General features: G+C 63.1%; 19 protein-coding genes. 11 read left to right on the plus strand and 8 right to left on the minus strand.

Annotated features, from left to right (window positions below; genetic code table 11):
* Window positions 1–8 precede the first annotated feature (8 nt).
* Complete coding sequence (lptB, locus tag ACS0VV_RS00490) at window positions 9–773, minus strand: LPS export ABC transporter ATP-binding protein (RefSeq protein WP_483533471.1); 765 nt, start codon at window positions 771–773, stop codon at window positions 9–11.
* Window positions 774–972: 199 nt separating this feature from the next.
* On the opposite strand from lptB, the gene ACS0VV_RS00495 reads away from it, so the two are divergent.
* Both ACS0VV_RS00495 and ACS0VV_RS00500 read left to right on the plus strand, forming a co-directional pair.
* Entirely contained in the window at window positions 973–1,371 is a 399-nt protein-coding gene (locus ACS0VV_RS00495) for a hypothetical protein (protein WP_483530789.1), read from the plus strand.
* Window positions 1,302–2,780: a mechanosensitive ion channel family protein gene (locus tag ACS0VV_RS00500; protein WP_483530790.1), complete on the plus strand. Its 1,479-nt coding sequence runs from the start codon at window positions 1,302–1,304 to the stop codon at window positions 2,778–2,780. Before ACS0VV_RS00495 ends, ACS0VV_RS00500 begins: the two co-directional genes overlap by 70 nt.
* Before the next feature lie 7 nt (window positions 2,781–2,787).
* Here ACS0VV_RS00500 and ACS0VV_RS00505 read toward each other — a convergent pair whose 3' ends face one another.
* Window positions 2,788–3,411 (minus strand): hypothetical protein, encoded by a 624-nt coding sequence (locus tag ACS0VV_RS00505; protein ID WP_483530791.1) that lies wholly within the window; start codon window positions 3,409–3,411, stop codon window positions 2,788–2,790.
* A gap of 80 nt (window positions 3,412–3,491) precedes the next feature.
* Window positions 3,492–4,019 carry an inorganic diphosphatase gene (gene ppa, locus ACS0VV_RS00510; RefSeq protein WP_483530792.1) on the minus strand — a complete coding sequence of 176 codons (528 nt, stop codon included), beginning with the start codon at window positions 4,017–4,019 and terminating at the stop codon, window positions 3,492–3,494.
* A 282-nt stretch (window positions 4,020–4,301) separates the two neighbouring features.
* Here ppa and hisS point away from each other — a divergent pair, with 282 nt between their 5' ends.
* From hisS to ACS0VV_RS00545, 7 genes are all read left to right on the plus strand, one after another.
* On the plus strand, window positions 4,302–5,561 hold the full coding sequence (gene hisS / locus ACS0VV_RS00515; protein WP_483530793.1) for a histidine--tRNA ligase: 1,260 nt from the start codon (window positions 4,302–4,304) through the stop codon (window positions 5,559–5,561).
* Between the two features lie 103 nt (window positions 5,562–5,664).
* Entirely contained in the window at window positions 5,665–6,732 is a 1,068-nt protein-coding gene (gene prfA, locus ACS0VV_RS00520; protein ID WP_483530794.1) for a peptide chain release factor 1, read from the plus strand.
* On the plus strand, window positions 6,725–7,684 hold the full coding sequence (gene prmC, locus ACS0VV_RS00525) for a peptide chain release factor N(5)-glutamine methyltransferase (RefSeq protein WP_483530795.1): 960 nt from the start codon (window positions 6,725–6,727) through the stop codon (window positions 7,682–7,684). Before prfA ends, prmC begins: the two co-directional genes overlap by 8 nt.
* A gap of 197 nt (window positions 7,685–7,881) precedes the next feature.
* Window positions 7,882–8,595, plus strand: coding sequence for a DUF4167 domain-containing protein (locus ACS0VV_RS00530; protein WP_483530796.1), 714 nt, complete (start codon window positions 7,882–7,884; stop codon window positions 8,593–8,595).
* Between the two features lie 43 nt (window positions 8,596–8,638).
* Window positions 8,639–10,267, plus strand: coding sequence for an apolipoprotein N-acyltransferase (gene lnt / locus ACS0VV_RS00535; RefSeq protein ID WP_483530797.1), 1,629 nt, complete (start codon window positions 8,639–8,641; stop codon window positions 10,265–10,267).
* Window positions 10,268–10,318: 51 nt separating this feature from the next.
* Window positions 10,319–11,527 carry a methionine adenosyltransferase gene (gene metK / locus ACS0VV_RS00540; RefSeq protein WP_483530798.1) on the plus strand — a complete coding sequence of 403 codons (1,209 nt, stop codon included), beginning with the start codon at window positions 10,319–10,321 and terminating at the stop codon, window positions 11,525–11,527.
* 100 nt (window positions 11,528–11,627) lie between these two features.
* Complete coding sequence (locus tag ACS0VV_RS00545) at window positions 11,628–12,827, plus strand: DUF418 domain-containing protein (RefSeq protein WP_483530799.1); 1,200 nt, start codon at window positions 11,628–11,630, stop codon at window positions 12,825–12,827.
* On the opposite strand, the gene ACS0VV_RS00550 is transcribed toward ACS0VV_RS00545, so the two are convergent.
* The 5 genes from ACS0VV_RS00550 to ACS0VV_RS00570 form a co-directional block, all read right to left on the minus strand.
* The gene (locus ACS0VV_RS00550) at window positions 12,817–14,079 is read right to left on the minus strand and encodes a spinster family MFS transporter (RefSeq protein ID WP_483530800.1); all 1,263 of its coding nucleotides are present in this window, start codon (window positions 14,077–14,079) and stop codon (window positions 12,817–12,819) included. The two genes, ACS0VV_RS00545 and ACS0VV_RS00550, sit on opposite strands and share 11 nt — an antisense overlap.
* Before the next feature lie 249 nt (window positions 14,080–14,328).
* Entirely contained in the window at window positions 14,329–14,709 is a 381-nt protein-coding gene (locus ACS0VV_RS00555; RefSeq protein ID WP_483530801.1) for a hypothetical protein, read from the minus strand.
* A 27-nt stretch (window positions 14,710–14,736) separates the two neighbouring features.
* Entirely contained in the window at window positions 14,737–15,255 is a 519-nt protein-coding gene (locus ACS0VV_RS00560) for a hypothetical protein (RefSeq protein ID WP_483530802.1), read from the minus strand.
* A 26-nt stretch (window positions 15,256–15,281) separates the two neighbouring features.
* Window positions 15,282–15,848, minus strand: a complete 567-nt coding sequence (locus ACS0VV_RS00565; protein ID WP_483530803.1) for a GbsR/MarR family transcriptional regulator — start codon at window positions 15,846–15,848, stop codon at window positions 15,282–15,284.
* Window positions 15,830–16,000, minus strand: a complete 171-nt coding sequence (locus tag ACS0VV_RS00570; RefSeq protein ID WP_483530804.1) for a hypothetical protein — start codon at window positions 15,998–16,000, stop codon at window positions 15,830–15,832. The genes ACS0VV_RS00565 and ACS0VV_RS00570 overlap by 19 nt, the downstream gene beginning before the upstream one ends.
* Here ACS0VV_RS00570 and ACS0VV_RS00575 point away from each other — a divergent pair.
* Both ACS0VV_RS00575 and ACS0VV_RS00580 read left to right on the plus strand, forming a co-directional pair.
* Window positions 15,999–16,925 (plus strand): ABC transporter ATP-binding protein, encoded by a 927-nt coding sequence (locus ACS0VV_RS00575; RefSeq protein WP_483530805.1) that lies wholly within the window; start codon window positions 15,999–16,001, stop codon window positions 16,923–16,925. The genes ACS0VV_RS00570 and ACS0VV_RS00575 overlap by 2 nt on opposite strands.
* Window positions 16,922–18,424, plus strand: coding sequence for an ABC transporter permease (locus tag ACS0VV_RS00580; RefSeq protein ID WP_483530806.1), 1,503 nt, complete (start codon window positions 16,922–16,924; stop codon window positions 18,422–18,424). Before ACS0VV_RS00575 ends, ACS0VV_RS00580 begins: the two co-directional genes overlap by 4 nt.
* The last annotated feature ends 184 nt before the right edge of the window (window positions 18,425–18,608 follow it).

Below are 18,608 nucleotides of genomic sequence, written 5' to 3' on the forward strand. Positions count from 1 at the left end.
CTAATCCCTCACAATTCGAAATGCTCACCCAGATACAGCCGCCGCACATTCTCGTCCGCTACCAGCTCTGCCGGGGAGCCCGCGAACAGCACCTGCCCGCCATAGATGATGCAGGCGCGGTCGACGATTTCGAGTGTTTCGCGGACATTGTGATCGGTGATAAGCACGCCGATGCCGCGCGTTTTCAGGTCTTTCACCAGATCGCGGATATCGCTGATCGAGAGCGGGTCGATCCCCGCAAAGGGTTCGTCGAGCAGCATGATCGAGGGGTTGGCGGCCAATGCGCGGGCAATCTCGCAGCGGCGACGTTCCCCGCCCGACAGCGCCATAGCCGGGCTTGAGCGCAGGCGGGTGAGGCCGAATTCGCTCAGGAGCCGTTCCAGCTCGGCGGCGCGCGTCGCCTTGTCCGGCTCCACCATTTCGAGCACGCAGCTGATATTCTGCTCCACCGTCATGCCGCGGAAAATGCTGGTTTCCTGCGGCAAATAGCCCAGCCCGAGGATCGCGCGGCGATACATCGGCAGCTTGGTCACATCCTCGCCGTCCATCAGGATGCGCCCGCTATCGGGTTTGACGAGGCCCATGATCGAATAGAAGCAGGTCGTTTTGCCCGCACCATTGGGGCCGAGCAGGCCGAGCACTTCGCCCTTGCCCACCGAGAGCGAGATGTCGGTCAGCACCGCGCGCTTGTCATAGCTTTTGGCGATGGAAATGACCTGCAAGCCGCCTTCGGGCGGCAATTCGGGAGAGGCATTGGCGGGGGCATCCGCCATGCTTTGCTGCAAGGTCTGCTGGCCGGTCACATCATCATCGCGCGCGCTCATGACCCGTCACTTAGCACGGCAAACGCAGCTTTGAAGTGGGTTTGGCAAGATTCCTGCATGGAAAACCACCTATTACGTGCTTGCCCTTGCCAATCTGTCACCGGTTTGAAATACTCCGCCTCCTCAGGGGAGAGGAAAGGAGTCGCCGATGGGAGAGGCGCTGACCGACCAGCCGCAGACGGAAACCCGCACGGCTGATGCATCGCCGCAAGAGGGGCGCGCTGCCAATTGGCGCAGCAAAGCGAGCGACCATGTCGCCTACAGCCTGCTTGTCTATACCGGCCTGCATATTTTCGTGACGATGGGCGCGCTGAAAAGCGGGGGTGGATCCTTATTGCCCTATTTCGCGTTGGTAGTTCTCGTGGTCGCAATCATTCCGGCATTGCGGTTTGTCGAGAGGAGATGGCAGCAATTCGCAGTATCCGGCATTCCCGATGCGGAGCTCGCTCCACAATTCCGGCGCGAGATGGCGCTGGTATGGGCGGCGGCGATCGGTCTGCCGCTGGTGCTGACCTTCGGCGCGAAGGCGGTGATCGCGTTTTTCTGACGCACATTTTCCGTTTGCTTGCCGCGCTGGCGCTGGTTCTCGCGCCGGTTGCAGCAGCAGCCCTGCCCGTCGATGACACGGCGGGCGCAGAAACCTCCGCCGCCGAAGCGCCCGCGCCCGGCTCCATCGCGCAGGAGCAGGATGGAAATGAAGATGCCCGCATCGCCGCGCGGCTTGATGAAATCTTCGCCAATGTGCCTAGCCTCAATGCGGTGAACGTCGACGTGGCCGAGGGTGTGGTCACGCTCAATGGCACCGTCCCCGATGATGCCGCCATGGCGCGGGCCGAGGCGATTGCGGCGGGCGTTACCGGCGTGGTGACGGTCGAAAGCGCGCTCGAACGCGATGTCTCGGTCGATCTTGGCGAGAATATTGGCGGGCTGGAAGAACGGCTGGCCGACCTCTGGCGCATGGTGCCGCTGGTGCTGCTCGCGCTTGGCGTGGCGCTGGCGATTGCGGTGTTCGGCTACCTGCTCGCCTCGCTCGGCGGGCTGTGGAACCGCATCGCGCCCAATGCCTTCCTCGCTGAACTGATCCAGAGCGCGCTGCGCTTCACCTTCGTCGTGCTGGGTATTGTCATCGCGCTCGACATGATCGGAGCGGGGGCGCTGATGGGCGCGGTGCTGGGCGGGGCGGGCGTGATCGGCATCGCGCTGGGCTTTGCCATGCGCGATACGGTGGAGAATTACGTCGCCAGCCTGATGCTCAGCCTGCGCCAGCCCTTCCGCGCCAATGACCACATCATGATCGACGGCACGCATGAAGGCCGCGTGATCCGCCTCACCAGCCGGGCGACGGTGATGCTGACGCTCGACGGCAACCATCTGCGCATTCCCAATTCCACCGTCTTCAAAGGCACGATCCTCAATTACAGCCGCAATCCGCAGCGCCGCTTCGATTTCACGCTGGGTGTCGATGCCGATGACGATGCGGAGGAAGCGATGCGGCTGGGTCGCGAGACGCTGGCCGCGATCCCCTTCGTGCTCAATGATCCCGCGCCCGAAGTGCACATTACCGAAGTCGGCGACAGCAATGTGGTGCTGCAATTCCTCGGCTGGGTCGACCAGCGCGAGGCCGACTTCAACAAGGCCCGCAGCCGCGCGATTGCGATTGCGAAAGTGGCGCTGGAGGAGGCTGGCTTTGCCCTACCCGAACCGATCTACCGCCTTCGCTTCGACCAGCGCACCGCAACGCTGCCGTTCCAGAATGTGGGCGAGGGCGCGGGCGCTCCCGCACCGTCACCTTCACCACCACCTTTACCGGCAAAGGCACCCAAACCCGCACAGCCACCAGCGGAATGCATGGATGTGAAACCGGAAGACGAAATCGCCCGCATGGTGGAAGAAGAACGCCGCTGGGGCGGCGAGGCGGGCAACGACCTGCTCGATAGCGGGCGGCCGGTGGAGTGATCCGTCCTTAGTTGACCTCGCCCTGTTCATCGTCTGCTGCATCTACGCCGCATTCAAAATCGTGAAGTGAGGCCCAGTCGATTTCTGTCATGTTCCTTGCCACCGCTTCGGTCGTCAAAAAATCTGGGCCGAGCGATTTAAGCGCGGCCATTTGCAGCAGGGGAACCATGTCTTCAGAGCGGTTTCCGATCCAGTAAGGGGCAGAGTCCTGATTTCGGCGCGGTCGGTGGGGCTTTTGGCCTTTGTGCGTAAAATCAAAGCTCGCATTGGCATCGTGAAAGCGATCAACGATATGGACGGTTTCATGAACGAGAGTATTGGTATTGGCTTTGTCCGAGCGCCCCATCGCGTGGGTATTGAAATAAATGCGGTTACGCTCAGACGGGTTCACATAGGCTGTCGTTATGCGCCCGAACGAAGCCGGCTTCGTAAACTCGTGGATTTCGACAGTCGTCACAGTGTCAAATAGCAAGGCAGCGATTGCGGCATTGGAGCGTGATGTATTGAAGAATGAAGTTTGGCGATTATCGATCAGCGCTCTGAACTCCGCACTGCGGAGGATTTCCTCGGCCAAGGCTATGGCTGGTTTCAATCGTTCGTCTTGTCCGACATATACGAATGAAATTGCCATAGAGGTCTCCTCGGCAGGGTGGCGAAGAGGATAGCGGTGAAGGCGACGATGGCAACTTATTGCTGCCCAAGTGGTTGCCCCTACCCCTTCGCCCGCTCGATCGCCTCGATCACGATCTGCTTGGCTTCAGCGGCATCGCCCCATTTCCCGACGCGCACCCATTTCTCGGCTTCCAGGTCCTTGTAGTGGGTGAAGAAGTGCTCGATTTGCGAGAAGATGATGCTCGGCAAATCCTTCGTCTCGGCAACGTCCGAATAATATGGGAAGGTCGTGTCCACCGGCACGCAGACCAGCTTTTCATCGCCGCCATGCTCGTCTTCGAGATTGAGCACGCCGATGGGCCGTGCGCGCACCACGCAGCCGGCAATAAAGGGCGAACGCGAAATCACCAGCGCATCGAGCGGGTCGCCATCGGGGGAAAGCGTGTGCGGCACGAAGCCGTAATTCGCCGGATAGCGCATCGGCGTGTGCAGAATGCGGTCGACAAACAGCGCGCCCGACTTCTTGTCGAACTCGTACTTCACCGGCTCGCCGCCCGTAGGGACTTCGATGATGACATTCAGGCTCTCCGGCGGGTTATCGCCCGTCGGGATATGTTCGATACGCATGGATGCTTGTCCCTTTTCGGAATCTGAAGGCATCCCCTCCCAAAACTGTGCGCGCGCCTAGCGCAAGTTAGACATAAAGCCAATCGCGGAGTTTTCTCGCCGCAGGCGTTTCTATTGATTTCGCGCAGAGTGCGCCGAGGCCGCAGAGAAGGGTGCAATCTAGGCTACCCTCTGTGCTCTCTGCGTTCTCTGCGCGAACAAGCCTCATGCGGCTTCGCCGATTGGCGAACCCCGTTCTTCAGCCCTTCCCGCCAGCGGCGTTGCAAGCTAAGGGCGCTCCCCATGGCAAAACCCAACACTCCCCAGGCCATTCGCGGCACGCAGGACATTTTCGGCGCCGATGCAGAGGCGTTCGCATTCGTGGTCGAGACGTTCGAGCGCGTGCGCAAGCTCTACCGCTTCCGCCGTGTCGAAATGCCGGTATTCGAAAAGACCGAAGTGTTCAGCCGCGCGATTGGCGAGACGACCGATGTTGTCTCGAAGGAAATGTATTCCTTCCTCGATCGCGGCGATGAAAGCCTGACTTTGCGCCCCGAATTCACCGCCGGGATTGCGCGCGCTTACCTCACCAATGGCTGGCAGCAGCACGCGCCGTTGAAGGTGGCGACGCACGGGCCGCTGTTCCGGTATGAGCGCCCGCAAAAGGGCCGCTACCGCCAGTTCCACCAGATCGATGCCGAGATCATCGGCGCGGGCGAACCGCAGGCCGATGTCGAACTGCTGGCGATGGCCGACCAGGTGATCCGCGAGCTGGGGATCGAGGGCGTGACGCTGCACCTCAACACGCTGGGCGATGGCGACAGCCGCGAAGCATGGCGCGCGGCACTGATCGACTATTTCGGCGCGGTGAAGAGCGAGCTTTCGGAAGATTCGCAGGAGCGGCTGGAGAAGAACCCGCTGCGCATTCTCGATTCAAAAGACCCGCGCGATCGCAAGTTTGTCACAGATGCGCCGAAGATTGACGCCTTCCTGTCGGACGAGGCGCGAGCCTTTTTCGATGCGGTGACCAGCGGGCTCGATGCGGCGGGTGTGAAATGGGTGCGCGCGGAAAGCCTGGTGCGCGGGCTGGATTATTATCGACACACGGCGTTCGAATTCATTCCCGACGAAGGCTCGGCAGCGGCCAATGCGCTGGGTTCGCAGAGCACTATTCTGGGTGGTGGCCGCTATGACGGGCTGATGGAATCGCTCGGCGGCGCGCCGACACCAGCGGTCGGCTGGGCTGCGGGGATCGAACGGCTGGCTATGCTGGTGGGAGAGAAGGAGCCTGTTGCTGCTGACGTGATTGTGGTGGCCGAATCCGATGACATGATTCCCGAGGCTATCCGCGCTCTTGCAAGGTTCCGCGAGCTTCAGTTCTCGGCAGACCTGATTGCAAGCGGCTCGCCAAGAAAGCGCTTCGACAAGGCGGTAAAATCTCCTGCAAGTGCGATTGTATCGCTACGCACATCATCCGAAGGTGTGGCGTCAAACTTTCGCGGAGAAAACTCGCGCGCTTCAGAAGTCGAAGCCGCTTGGAATGCCATGCGACACAACCTTTAGCCCCTTTCGTCATCCCCGCGCAGGCGGGGATCCCGGGCGTCTCCCTGCGTCCTCACCATTCTGGATTCCCGCCTTCGCGGGAATGACGATAAGAGAAGCAACGATGACCATCCCAGCCGAACGCCTCCACCAGATCGCCAACCGCTTCGCCGAGCTCGAGGCGCGGATGGCCAGTGGGCAGCTGGAGGGCGAGGCCTTTGTCCAGGCCAGTCGCGACTATGCCGAGCTGGAGCCGGTCGCGAAAGCTGCTGCGGCCGTTACTGCCATGCGCGAGGAAGTCGCAGGCCTCACCGAAATGCTCGCCGATCCCGAAATGAAGGCGATGGCCGAGGAGGAGCTGGCCGAGCTCAAAAAGGCGCTCCCTGAAGCCGAGCGCGCGCTCGCCATTGCCATGCTCCCCAAAGATGCCGCCGATGCGCGGCCCGCGATGCTGGAAATCCGCGCGGGCACCGGCGGCGATGAAGCGGCTTTGTTCGCAGGCGATCTCTACCGGATGTATGAGCGGTTCGCAGGCGAAAACGGCTGGAAGGTCGAGCCGGTCAGCATGAACGCAGCCGAAGTCGGCGGGTTCAAGGAAATCGTCGCCAACGTCACCGGCACCGGCGTGTTCGCCAAGCTGAAGTTCGAGAGCGGCGTCCACCGCGTGCAGCGCGTGCCTGTCACCGAAAGCGGCGGGCGCATCCACACCAGCGCGGCGACCGTGGCGGTGCTGCCCGAGCCGACCGAAGTCGACATGACGATCGACGAAAACGATCTGCGGATCGATATCTACCGTTCCAGCGGGGCGGGCGGGCAGCACGTCAACACGACCGATTCCGCCGTGCGCATCACCCACGTGCCCACCGGCATCGTGGTGGCGATGCAGGACGAGCGCAGCCAGCACAAGAACCGCGACAAGGCGATGAAAGTGCTGCGCGCGCGCCTGTATGAAAAGCGCCGCGAGGAAGCGCATGGCGCGGAGGCGGAAGCGCGCAAGGCGATGGTCGGCAGCGGTGACCGCTCCGAACGCATCCGCACATACAATTTCCCGCAAGGCCGCGTGACCGATCACCGCATCGGACTGACGCTGCACAAGCTCGACGAGATCCTGGCCGGGCCGGGGCTCACCGAACTCACCGACGCGCTGATCGCCGAGGATGAGGCGAAGCGGCTGGCGGCGATGGATGCCTAAAGCCCCCTCCTCTTCAGAGGAGGGGGTTGGGGGTGGTGGACATCCCGAACCGGGCGCGCATGACAGCACCACCCCCCGGCCCCCTCCTCTAAAGAGGAGGGGGAGTGATGTCGCCCAAGCCATCCGCGAGGCCGCGCAGGTGCTTGCCGCCAGCTCGGACACGCCGCGGCTTGATGCCGAACTGCTGATGGCGCACGCGCTCGGTGTCTCGCGCTCCGACCTGTTGCTGCGGCATATGTCGAGCCCCGCGCCCGATGCTTTCGCCGCGCTGGTCGAGCGCCGGAGCGCGCACGAACCGGTCGCACACATCATCGGCACCCAGGAGTTTTACGGGCGCAGCTTCCGGGTTTCGAAAGACGTCCTCATCCCCCGCGCCGATAGCGAAAGTGTGGTCGAGGCCGCCCTCGCCGCCGCGCCCGCAGCGATGCGGGTGCTCGATCTTGGCACCGGATCGGGTGCACTGCTGCTGACGCTCCTCGCCGAGCTTCCGCAAGCCACTGGCGTCGGTATCGAACGCAGCGATCCGGCGCGCGCTGTCGCCAGCGCCAATGCTGACGCGCTGGGCCTCGCAGACCGCGCAAAGATACTCCCCGGCGACTGGACACAAGCCAGTTGGGCCGCTGACCTCGGCACATTCGACCTCGTCATCGCCAACCCGCCCTATGTCGAGGCAGACGCCGAACTCGCCCCCGATGTGCGCGGCTTCGAACCACCAGAGGCTTTGTTTGCAGGCCCCGAAGGACTCGATGATTACCGCATTCTTGTCCCGCAATTGCCCGATCTGTTGACAGAAAACGGCGTCGCGGTGCTCGAAATTGGCCACACTCAAGCCGCTGCCGTCTCGAAAATCGCGGAAGAACAGGGGTTTGCCGTCGAAGTTCGCCAAGACCTCGGCGGGCGCGACCGGGCGCTCGTCCTGCGAATTAAGGCTTGGCAAAGGCCAATCGCGTAGTTACCTATCGAATCAGGCAGGAACAGCGATGGGTCGCTTTCCGCCTCAACTCCGACATTTGGTGGTGTGCGCGGTTACCTCCGCGTGAAGTCCGGCAGATGAAGGGCTAACACACCCCGGATGGGATGGTTTGCCGCGCCAACACCGCGCGGACGGGCCGAAGGGCCGGGGGAACGCAGTAAGGAAGCGAAGTTCCTTTGAATAACAATCGTAATAACAATCGTCGTCGCGGCCGCGGGAACAATAATCGTGGCGGCGGCAATCCCATGCAGGCCAACCGGATCGACAGCCGCGCGCGCGGCAACGCGCCGCAAATGCTCGATAAATACAAGAAGCTGGCGCACGAAGCGCAGCTGAATGATGATCGGGTGCAGACCGAATATTACCTGCAATTCGCCGACCACTATTTCCGCGTGATCGCCGATGCGAAGGCACAGAAGGAAGAGGCGCAGGCGCGCCGCTCTGGCGACCGGCAGGACGACCAGTTCGACGAGGAAGAGGACGACGACTTCCGCGAAGAGCGTCAGCCGCGCGGCCGCAAGGGCCAGCGCCCCCGGCGCGATGATGACGAGTTCGAACAGGGCAGCGAAGGCGAGAGCGGCGATCAGGCGGATGACGACAATCCGTTTACCCGTTCCGATCGCGGCGAAGAGCGGTCGAAGCCGAAGCGCAAGCCGCGTGCACCGCGCCCGCAGTCCGCGAAATCCGCCGACGATGATGACGGCGCGCTCGACCCCGGCATCTTGCCGCCGGCCATCGCCCGCGCCAGCAAGGATGAAGCAGGCGAGGATGCGCCGCGGGAGGAAAAGCCCAAGGCGCGTCGCGGCCTGAAACCGCGCCGCAAGGCCAAGGACGATAGCGCGAGCGATGGTGCCGGCGATGATGGCGGGGCGCTCGAAGCGGTCGGCTGAACGTTAGCGACAACAGCAGGGCGAGGCCGCGCGGGCACCGGATATGACACCGGATACAACACCGGAAATATCGGGCGCGGGGCGGTCTTGGCCCATACTCGACCGGATGCCGGACCGGGCCTGGGCCTGGGCGCTCGGCCTTGGCGTTTTCAGCGCATTGGGCTTCCAGCCTTTCGGCCTGTGGCCGCTTGCGCTGCTGGGAGCAGGCCTGTTGGCGTTGCTGATCGCGCGCGCCGAAACGCGCAAGCAGGCGCTGTGGCTCGGCTGGCTGTTCGGCTGGGCGCATTTCACCCTCGGCAATAGCTGGATCGCAACCGCCTTTACCTATCAGGCGCAAATGCCCGCTTTCCTCGGTTGGGCGGCGGTGCCCTTGCTGGCGATCTATCTCGGACTGTTTCCCGCTTTGGCGGGTGTCGCGGCGAAGCTGGTGGTGCGTTCAGGCAACCCGAGCTGGAGCTTCGCGCTGGCCTTTTCCGGTGCGTGGATCATCGCGGAATGGCTGCGCAGCTGGGTCTTTACCGGCTATCCGTGGAACCCCTTGGCGATGGCGCTGCTCGGCCCGTTTGACCGGCCGGGCCTTGCCGCGCTCGCCCCGCTGACGGGCACCTACGCGCTGTCGGGGATTGCCGCGCTGCTCGGCATGGCGGTTGTCCTGCTGCTGGCGGAGCGGCGTTGGCGGGTGGCGATGCTGGTCAGCGCGCTGCTGGCGGCCGGGATGTACTGGCCCGCCTCCGCCCCGCGCGAAGGCACGCTGGCGGTGACCATCGCCCATCCGAATATCCCGCAGCCCGATATCGCCAATCCCTACCGGTTCGAGCCGAATTACCGCACGCTTGCCGGGCTCTCCGCACCAGCGGAGGGGCAGGGCGGTGCAGCGCGGCTGGTGCTCTGGCCCGAAGCGGGTCTGGCGGATTATCTGCGCGACGGCTATCCGCAGCGCTATTACCGTTCGACGGCATTCGAAAATCCGGAGCTTGCCCGCCGCCGCATCGGGCGCGCGATTGGCGAAGGCAGTGTGCTGCTCACCGGCGCGGTCGATCTGGAGATCGGGCCGGACGAAACCGGCTTTGTCCGCGCCTTGGGTGCGCGCAATGCTGTCACCGCGCTGTCTGCTGATGGCGAGATCCTCGGCGGCTATGCCAAGGCGCGGCTGGTGCCGGGCGGCGAATATTTGCCGATGCGCGAACTGCTCGAACCCATCGGCCTGTCGCGGCTGGTTGCGGGCAGCATCGACTTCTGGCCGGGGCCGGGGCAGCAGACGCTGGCCCTTGGTCCGGTTGGCGCGGTGAGCCCGCAGGTCTGTTACGAAATCATCTTCTCCGGCCGCGTAACGGACAGGGGCAACCGACCCGATTACATTTTCAACCCGTCGAGCGAAGGCTGGTTCGGCGCGGACGGCCCGCCGCAATTCCTTGCCCAGTCGCGGATGCGCGCGATCGAGGAAGGTCTGCCGGTGCTGCGCGCCACCAATCGCGGTTACAGCGCGGTGATCGATCCGCGCGGCGTGGTGCGCGCCTTTCTTCCCCCCGATGAAGCCGGGCGCATCGATGCTGTCATCCCCCCAGCAGCGCCGCCAACCTTGTTCGCGCAGCTGGGCAATGCGCTGGGGCTGATCTGGGCGGGGCTGTTTATTCTGGCGGCTATCGTTGCCATGCGCCGTGCGCGTGGGTAAGGCCCGCCGCTGACTATCCGAATCCCTTACCATGAGAAGGCAATCTCCAACATGCGCCAATCCTACCTGTTCACGTCCGAAAGCGTCTCCGAAGGCCATCCGGACAAGGTTTCCGACCAGATTTCCGACGCCATCGTCGACCTGTTTCTTTCGAAAGACCCCGAAGCCCGCGTCGCGTGCGAAACGCTGACCACCACGCAGCTGGTCGTGCTGGCAGGCGAAATCCGCTGCAAGGGCGTGTACGAGAACGGCCAGTGGGCCGAGGGCGCGCTTGACGAGATCGAAGCCACGGTGCGCCGCACGGTGAAGGAAATCGGTTACGAGCAGGACGGCTTCCACCACGAAACGCTGACCTTCAAGAACCATCTGCACGGCCAGTCCGCGCACATCGCGCAGGGCGTCGATGCCAGCGGCAACAAAGACGAAGGCGCGGGCGATCAGGGCATCATGTTCGGCTTTGCCTGTGACGACACCCCCGATCTCATGCCCGCGACGCTCGATTACAGCCACAAGATCCTGCAGCAGATGGCGACCGACCGGAAGAACGGCACCGCGCCGTTCCTCGAGCCCGACAGCAAGAGCCAGGTCACGCTGCGTTACGAGAACGGCAAGCCGGTGGAATGCACCGCGGTGGTGGTCTCGACTCAGCACGCGCCGGGTTACGATCAGGGCGAGAAGGAAGCCGCGCTGCACGCCTATGTGAAGGGTGTTGTCGCGGGAATCCTGCCCGATGGCTTCATCACCGATGCCACCGCATGGCACATCAACCCGACCGGCAGCTTCGAAATCGGCGGCCCCGATGGCGATGCCGGCCTGACCGGCCGCAAGATCATTGTCGACACCTATGGCGGTGCGGCTCCGCATGGCGGTGGCGCGTTTTCGGGCAAGGACCCGACCAAGGTTGACCGTTCGGCGGCCTATATCACCCGCTATCTCGCCAAGAACATCGTCGCCGCTGGCCTTGCCACGCGCTGCACGATCCAGCTCGCCTATGCCATCGGCGTGTCGAAGCCCTTGTCGCTTTATGTCGATACGCACGGCACCGGAACGGTGGATGATGCGGCGATTGAAGCAGCTATTAATAGCATCGAGAAGCTCGGCAATCTTACCCCGCGCGGCATCCGCACGCATCTGGGGCTGAACAAGCCGATCTACCGCCAGAGCGCGGCCTATGGCCATTTCGGGCGCACCGCAGAAGGCGACGCCTTCCCGTGGGAGCGCACCGATCTGGTGGATGATCTGAAGGCGGCACTCGCCTGATGAAAGCCCCTTCCCTTGAGGGAAGGGGTTGGGGATGGGTGGGGCGCACCAATCAGGTGTGGAACCCCCACCCCCGGCCCCTCCCCACAGGGAGGGGAGTTTGACCGCGCTAGGTTCAACGGGCAGCCAGCGCATCCAAGCGCTCGACGCGCTGCGCGGGCTTGCGGTGATCGGCATTGTGCCGATGAATGTCATCGCCTTTTCCATGCCGCCCGCTGCCTATATCAATCCGCGCGCCTATGGCGGGGACGGGTCGCTCGAAACGCTGCTGTGGGCGATCAGCTTTGTGCTCGTCGAAGACAAGTTCCGCGCGCTGTTCGCGATGATGTTCGGAGCGGGCGTGGCGATCCTGCTGGATAAGGCGAGCGCGCATCCGCTGCGCGGGCACCTCGCCCGGATGGCGGTGCTGGCGCTGATTGCGGTCATCCACGCGCTATTGCTGGCGAACAATGACGTGCTGCGCAGCTATGCCGTCGCGGGGCTGGCCCTGCCGCTAGTGTTGCGTTGGCGTGTACGCACGCTCTTGTGGAGCGCGATGGCGTTGATGGCGGCGCAGCTGGCGTTCTCCGGCTATTACGCGGCGCAATGGCTGATGGCGCTGGGCGACGCCGCAGCGCAAAGCGCGGCCGAGGCGAATTACGGCTACAACCCACAGGCGGTTGCCGAGGCGATTGCTCGCAATGAGAGTGGGCTGGCCGAGCGGGTTGTGCGACGCTTTGGACAATGGCCGCAGCAGGTGACCTTCGTTGCCGCCTCGCTTCCCTCGACTATCGCCGCCATGCTGGCAGGCGTGGCGCTGTGGCGCAGCGGATTGCTGGCGGGCGAATGGGAGCGGGCACGGCTGATGCGGCTGGCGGCGCAGTGTGCGGCTTTTGCGCTTCCCGTTCTGGCTGTGCTGGCGGCTTGGTCGATCAGCAGCGGCTTCGACCCGATCATCACCACCGCCAATGCGCTCGTCTGGAGTGCGCCCTTCGATCTGCTTCTCGGCATCGGCTGGGCGGCGCTGGCGATGGCGCTCTTCGCAAGCGGCGGTGCGATCACGCAGCGCCTCGCCGCGGCGGGGCGGATGGCGCTCACCAATTATCTGGGCACCAGCGTCGTGTTCGGCGGTCTGTTCGCGAGCTGGGGGCTGGGGCTCTATGCCGATGTGACCCGCGCGCAGGCGCTGCTGCTCGGCCTTGTGCCGGTGGCGCTGATGCTGCTCGTCTCGCCGCTCTGGCTCAAGCATTTCCGCCAAGGCCCGGCGGAATGGCTGTGGCGCAGTCTCGCCAGCCTCAAAGCAAAGCCGTTCAGGCGGTAGTGCGAACTTTCGCCGTGTCGCCGCGCAGGTGCCGCGCGGCGAGGAAGTAGAATGCGGCCGCCAGCACATAGAACGCGCCGCCTGCTGCCATCGCCAGCGCCAAGCTCTGCGCCTCGCCGTAGTCGTCCAGTAGCGCATCGCTCAGCAGCGCCACCAGCGTCGGCCCGACGCCGCCGGCCAGCGTGTAAATCCCGTTCAGCGTCGCCGAAGCGGTGGCGCGCATACGCGGGTGCATGAGGTTCTGGATCGTCGCGAAAGTGATGCCGAGATAGCTCAGCGTGAAGAAGATCGAGAGGCCGACGCAGACGAGCAGCACGGTCAGATCATCCTGCAGCACGCCGAATGCGCCGAGCGGCCCGCCGATCGCGAGACCAATGCCGGGGATCAGCGCATAGGCCGCCGGATTGCGCTCCCCCAACCGGTCGCCCAGCCACCCCGCGCCGACGATGGAGAGCGCGGCGGGCAGGCTCGCCAATACGCCGGTGTAAAGGCCCGCTTCGGCCAGTCCCATGCCGAATTTGCGCACCAGTAAGGAGGCGAAAAAGAAGTTGAGCGCATAGGAGAGCGCGGCGGCGATAAAGCTGCCGAACACCAGATAACGCGCGCTGGGGAGGCTCCAGATCCGCTCGACAAATGCGCTGATCGGCGGGACTTCGTCGCTTTGCTCGGCATCGAATTGCCCGCGTGTCGGTTCACCGACGAAGACGTAAGCGACAAGGCCCAGCACGAAGCCCGGAATAGCGGCGACAAGGAAGGTCGCTTCCCAGCCGAAATTCTGCGCCACATAGCCGCCACCGACAAAGCCGATGAAAGCACCCAAGGGCGGCGAGAGCAGGAGGATCGAGATCGCAAGCCCGCGCTTGTTGGCGGGGAAATAGTCCGAAATCACCGATTGGTTTGGCGGCAGGCCGATCGCCTCGCCCAGCCCGACGCCCATGCGCGCGGTGAGGAGCTGCACCCAGCTTCCCGCCAGTCCGCAAGCGGCGGTGAAGACCGACCAGATCGTGACCCCGCCTGCAATCAGCGTCAACCGCCGCACCCGCTCGGCAAAGCGCGCGGTGACGAACCCGCCCAGCACATTGAGCGCGGCGAAGGCCCAGGTCAGCATCGAGACTTGCGTGTCGGTCAGCCCGAATTCGAGCTTGATCGGCTCGACCAGCACATTGACGACAATGCGGTCGATAAAGCCCACCGTCGCAATGGCTGCGAGTATGCCGAGCGCGAGCCACGGCGAATTGCGGCGGGTGTTCATGCGTGCGGTGTAGCAGCAATCGGGCGGAGGGGTAGGGGTTTGGGCTGCTTCCTTGGCGAAGAAGGGGTTCACATGAAGACACAAAGGGCACGAAGATCTTGCGCGTCCTCGTGCCGTAGGCACTGTCAATATTTGCGCTCACAGAGGCACAAAGGCACAGAGGGGTCGGAATCTCCCTCTGTGCCTCCGTGCCTCTGTGAGCGCCTATTTGATTTTGCGGCTGCGCTGCCTTGGCTGTGTAGGTTAGGCTCAGGCCTTGCTGGTGAGCTCCGCCTTGTTCTCGCGCACCCAGTGGCCGACCTTGCGGCCGTAGAGCGCGATGGCGCGCATATTGAAGAAGTGCCAGCAGCCCAGCACCAGCACGGCGAGGCCGACCTTGGTGGCGACGAAGCGGATCGCTTCGGCATAGGTGGTCGGATCGGTGCCGAGGCTGATCGTCAGCAGGATGAAGCCGATATTGACGAGGTAGAACCCCACCACGAGCAAGTGGTTGGTGCTGCGCGCGAGCACTTCGTCATGCCCGAAGCAGTCGATCAGAAACACCTCGCCATTCACGCTGAGCGTCCGCGCGACCCAGCCGGTCATGCCGATGGCGATGATAAGATAGGCGAAATAGCTGACTTCGATCATTTGTATTCTCCTTGGGTTTGGAGGGGCTCAGTAGATGAGATCGTGAATGGGGTTGGGGGTTTTGGCGCTCGCTGCGGCTTCGGCCTTTCGGCGCGCCACTGTTTGCCGCCAGCGTCCCCAGCGATAACCTGCTGCGAGGCCTGCGAAACCACCAGCCAGTGTGAATATCCAATTATCTCGCGCGCCAAACTGCCCGATGTCGAACATCAGGTAATTCGCAAACAAGCCCAATAACGCACCAGCGATAGCGTAGTTGAGGCGGTTCTCGAATTCAGCTCGCACCAAGATTGCCGTCAGCGGCAAGGCAAGAGCGACCATTCCGCAAAACGCGATGAAGCCAGCGAAAATCACTGCAATAAGGAAGACGGGAATGAAGCCCTCGACAGGGTGAATGTCGGTAGTCACCATGAATAGAACCATCAGAGCGGCGCTCCCCGCCAAGCTGGCGCGGAGAATGGAAGAAAAGAACGCGCGAACATCCCAGTCCTTTCCACTGCCTGTATCTTCAGTAATTTCCGAAATATCTGGGCGTGTCTCTTGGCTCATGGCGTCACCTCTGGTCTATCGGGGCCTTAGTGCTTCGTCCCGCCGCTTTGGCTGCGGACGGGGATGAAGCGGGCGACTTTGCCGCCCATTTTCATCAGCGCGACCAGCGTCGGGCGGGGCAGGCGGCGGACGTCGTCATACCAGCCGCCCAGCGTACCGAGGAACTGGTGCATTCGCCCGATCCGCTCGCGCACGTGCTCGGGCACATCATCGCGCGCGGCGAGTTGGTCGGTGAGATCGGACAGCGTCTGGATCGTCGGGTCGATCTCGCGCTTCTTGCGCTCCACCACGATCTTCATGAGCATATCCCACAGGTCGAGCTCGGCAGTGAAATGGTCGCGCCGGTCGCCGATAATGTGGGTGCGGCTGACAATGCCGTAGCTTTGCAGCTCCTTCAGCGCGGTCGAGACGTTGCTGCGCGCAAGGCCCAAAGTCTCGCAAATATCCTCCGCGTGCATCGGATCCTTGCTGAGATAGAGCAGCGCGTGCACTTGGCTGACCGAGCGGTTGACGCCCCAATGGCTGCCCATTTCCCCCCAATGGAGGATAAAGGCGCGCGCCTCCGGAATGTCGATTACTGCTGCCTTTGCCACGACTCGGTGCCGCCTTTCTCAATTTCTGTAATTTCAGAAATACAGGAATGATGCGCTTTGTCAACTATCATCGGCGCTTGGTCATTGCGGTCTTGACCGCCTGCCCCATCTGCTATCAAGTCCTTGTGATCTTTGGGGAGCATCGCATCCATGACAGCAGCCGCCATGGCGTTCGACGGCGTGACCAAGCGTTTTGGTGACTTTACCGCGGTCGACAATCTGAGTTTCAGCATCCCGCAAGGGAGCATTTTCGGCTTTCTCGGCGGCAATGGCGCGGGGAAGACGACGAGCCTGCGCATGGCGCTCGATATCCTCTCCCCCACCAGCGGCAGCATCGAAGTGCTGGGCGTTGCCCCCAGCCGCGAGAATGCGGCGGAAATCGGCTTCCTTCCCGAAGAGCGCGGGCTCTATAAGAAGATGAGCGTGCTCGACACGATCGTCTATTTCGCGCGGCTGAAGCAGATGGAACCGGCCGAAGCGAAGACAGCGGCGATGGCGCTGCTCGAGCGGCTCGACATGGCGGACCGCGCCAAATCGCCTATCGAGAAGCTTTCGAAAGGTCTCGCGCAAAAAGTGCAGGTGGCAACCGCGCTGGTGAATTCGCCCAAGCTGCTGATGCTCGACGAGCCGTTTTCTGGCCTCGATCCGGTCAATCAGGCAATGCTCGAAGAGCTGATCGCCGATGCCGCCAAGGGCGGGGCGACGGTGATTTTCTCCACCCATGTGATGCAGCACGCCGAGCGTTTGTGCGACAGCCTGCTGATGCTCGCCAAGGGCACGAAGCGGTTTGACGGCACGCAGGAAGAAGCGCGCGCCGCGCTCCCCAGCCGTTTGACACTGACGGCGAAAGCTGACCCTGCAACGCTGGCGGGTGTTACCAAGGCGCAGGCGCAAGGCGATGCTTCCGATGGCTGGCAAAGCTATTCGGTCGAGCTGGAACAGGGCATGGCGCCCGAGGCACTGCTCGAACAATGCACCGCCAACGGCTTTGGCCTGCGCAGTTTCGACGTGCAGACGCCCAGCCTGCACGAGGTCTTCATCCACTTTGTCGGTGCCGATCAGGAGATCGAAAAATGAGAAACATCCTGCTCGTCGCCCAGCGCGAAATCCGTCAGGTCATGGCCACCAAGGGCTTCTGGATCATGCTCGCAGCGGTGCCTATCGCGCTCGCCATTTCGGGCTTTGCCAGCAAGCAGCTCGCGCCCGAAGACACAACCGCCTACACCGTGATCGACGAAAGCGGACGCTTTGACGAAGTGATCGAGGCGCGGGTTGATCTTGGCTACCAGCAGCAAATGCTCCGCGATCTGGCGGAATATGTCGAGAAGTGGAACCTGGAAGACGCGGCGGGCGATGCACCATGGGCCAACCGTCAGGCGTGGCTCAATCCGGCCGAAGTGCAGCGCTTCATCGACATGGGCGGTGCGGAAGCGGCGGTCGAGGCGCTGGAGCCGCAGCTCGCCGACAATGTCCCGCCCTACGATATCGAAGACCCTTTCTATGTCCGCGTGCCGCTGCCCGATGGCGTGGAGATTCCGGCGAGCGGGAACGAACCCTCGGCCAGCCTGCTCTCGGCTTTGGAGGAGGATATCGCTTACGAAGACCGCCGCCTGCCCTATGGCGCGGTGCTGGTCATCCCAGCCAATTTCGGAGATCCGGGGGCCGAGGCGCGCATCTTTACCAATGGCCGTTCGAACACGAGCCTGATCCGCCATTTCCGTGACTTGCTTGACGAGGCGGTGCGCGGTGACGCCTATTCCTCGCAAGGGATCGACCCGGCGGTGGCGAGCGGTATCGGCGCGATGCAGGCGCCCGTATCGGTGATCGAGCCTCCACCCGGCGGCGGACGCAATCTGGTGGCGACCCGCTCCATCGTTCCCATCGGCCTCGTTTACCTGTTGCTGATCACAGCGGTGACCACCGGCTCGCTGATGCTGCAAGGCGTGGTCGAGGAGCGGTCGAACAAGCTGGTTGAAAGCGTGCTCGCCTGCGTGAAGCCCGACACCTTGATGCAGGGCAAGCTATTGGGGCTGGGCGCTGTCGGTCTTGTGATCGTGTTGACATGGGCAGGCACTGCCGCTGTTGCCGCGCTCTATTTCGAAGGCTTTGCCGCCGATGTCTTGCGCCCCTCGCTGGAGGCTTTGGACGATCCGCTGCTGATCACCGCAATGATCCTCTACTTCCTCGGCGGCTATATCGTGCTTGCCATGCTGTTCCTCGCCATCGGCGCGATCAGCGAGAGTATGCAGGACGCGCAGAGCTATCTCACGCCGGTGATTTTCCTCATCATGATCCCCGTGCTGGTTGTGATGCAGGCGGCGCTGAAAGGCCCGAACGAGCCGGTGGCGGTGATCCTGTCCTGGATCCCGCTCTACACCCCCTTCGCAATGCTCGCCCGCTTGGGGAGCGGCGTGGCGACATGGGAGATCATCGGCACCATCGTGCTGCTGGTGGCGTTCATCTGGCTGGAACTTAAACTGCTCGGCCGCCTGTTCCGCGCGAGCCTGCTCAATGACGGCAAACCGACCTGGAAGCGGATGCTGGCCTGGGTGAAAACCGATACGGCTGGGCGTTGAAGGTTTTCAGCTGCAATGCTGCACGGCTGCCAACTGCTCGTCTGACAGTGGTGCTTCGGAAATGACGCGGATTCTTGTCCCCGCTCCGACCGAGGGCAGAATGATGATTTGGTGACCGCCAGACGAGACGAGGATGCGTCCGCCATCTCTGTTTGCGGCAAGCGAACCCTCAATGTTGCCGAAT

This window comes from Aurantiacibacter sp. KMU-128 (assembly GCF_056933515.1).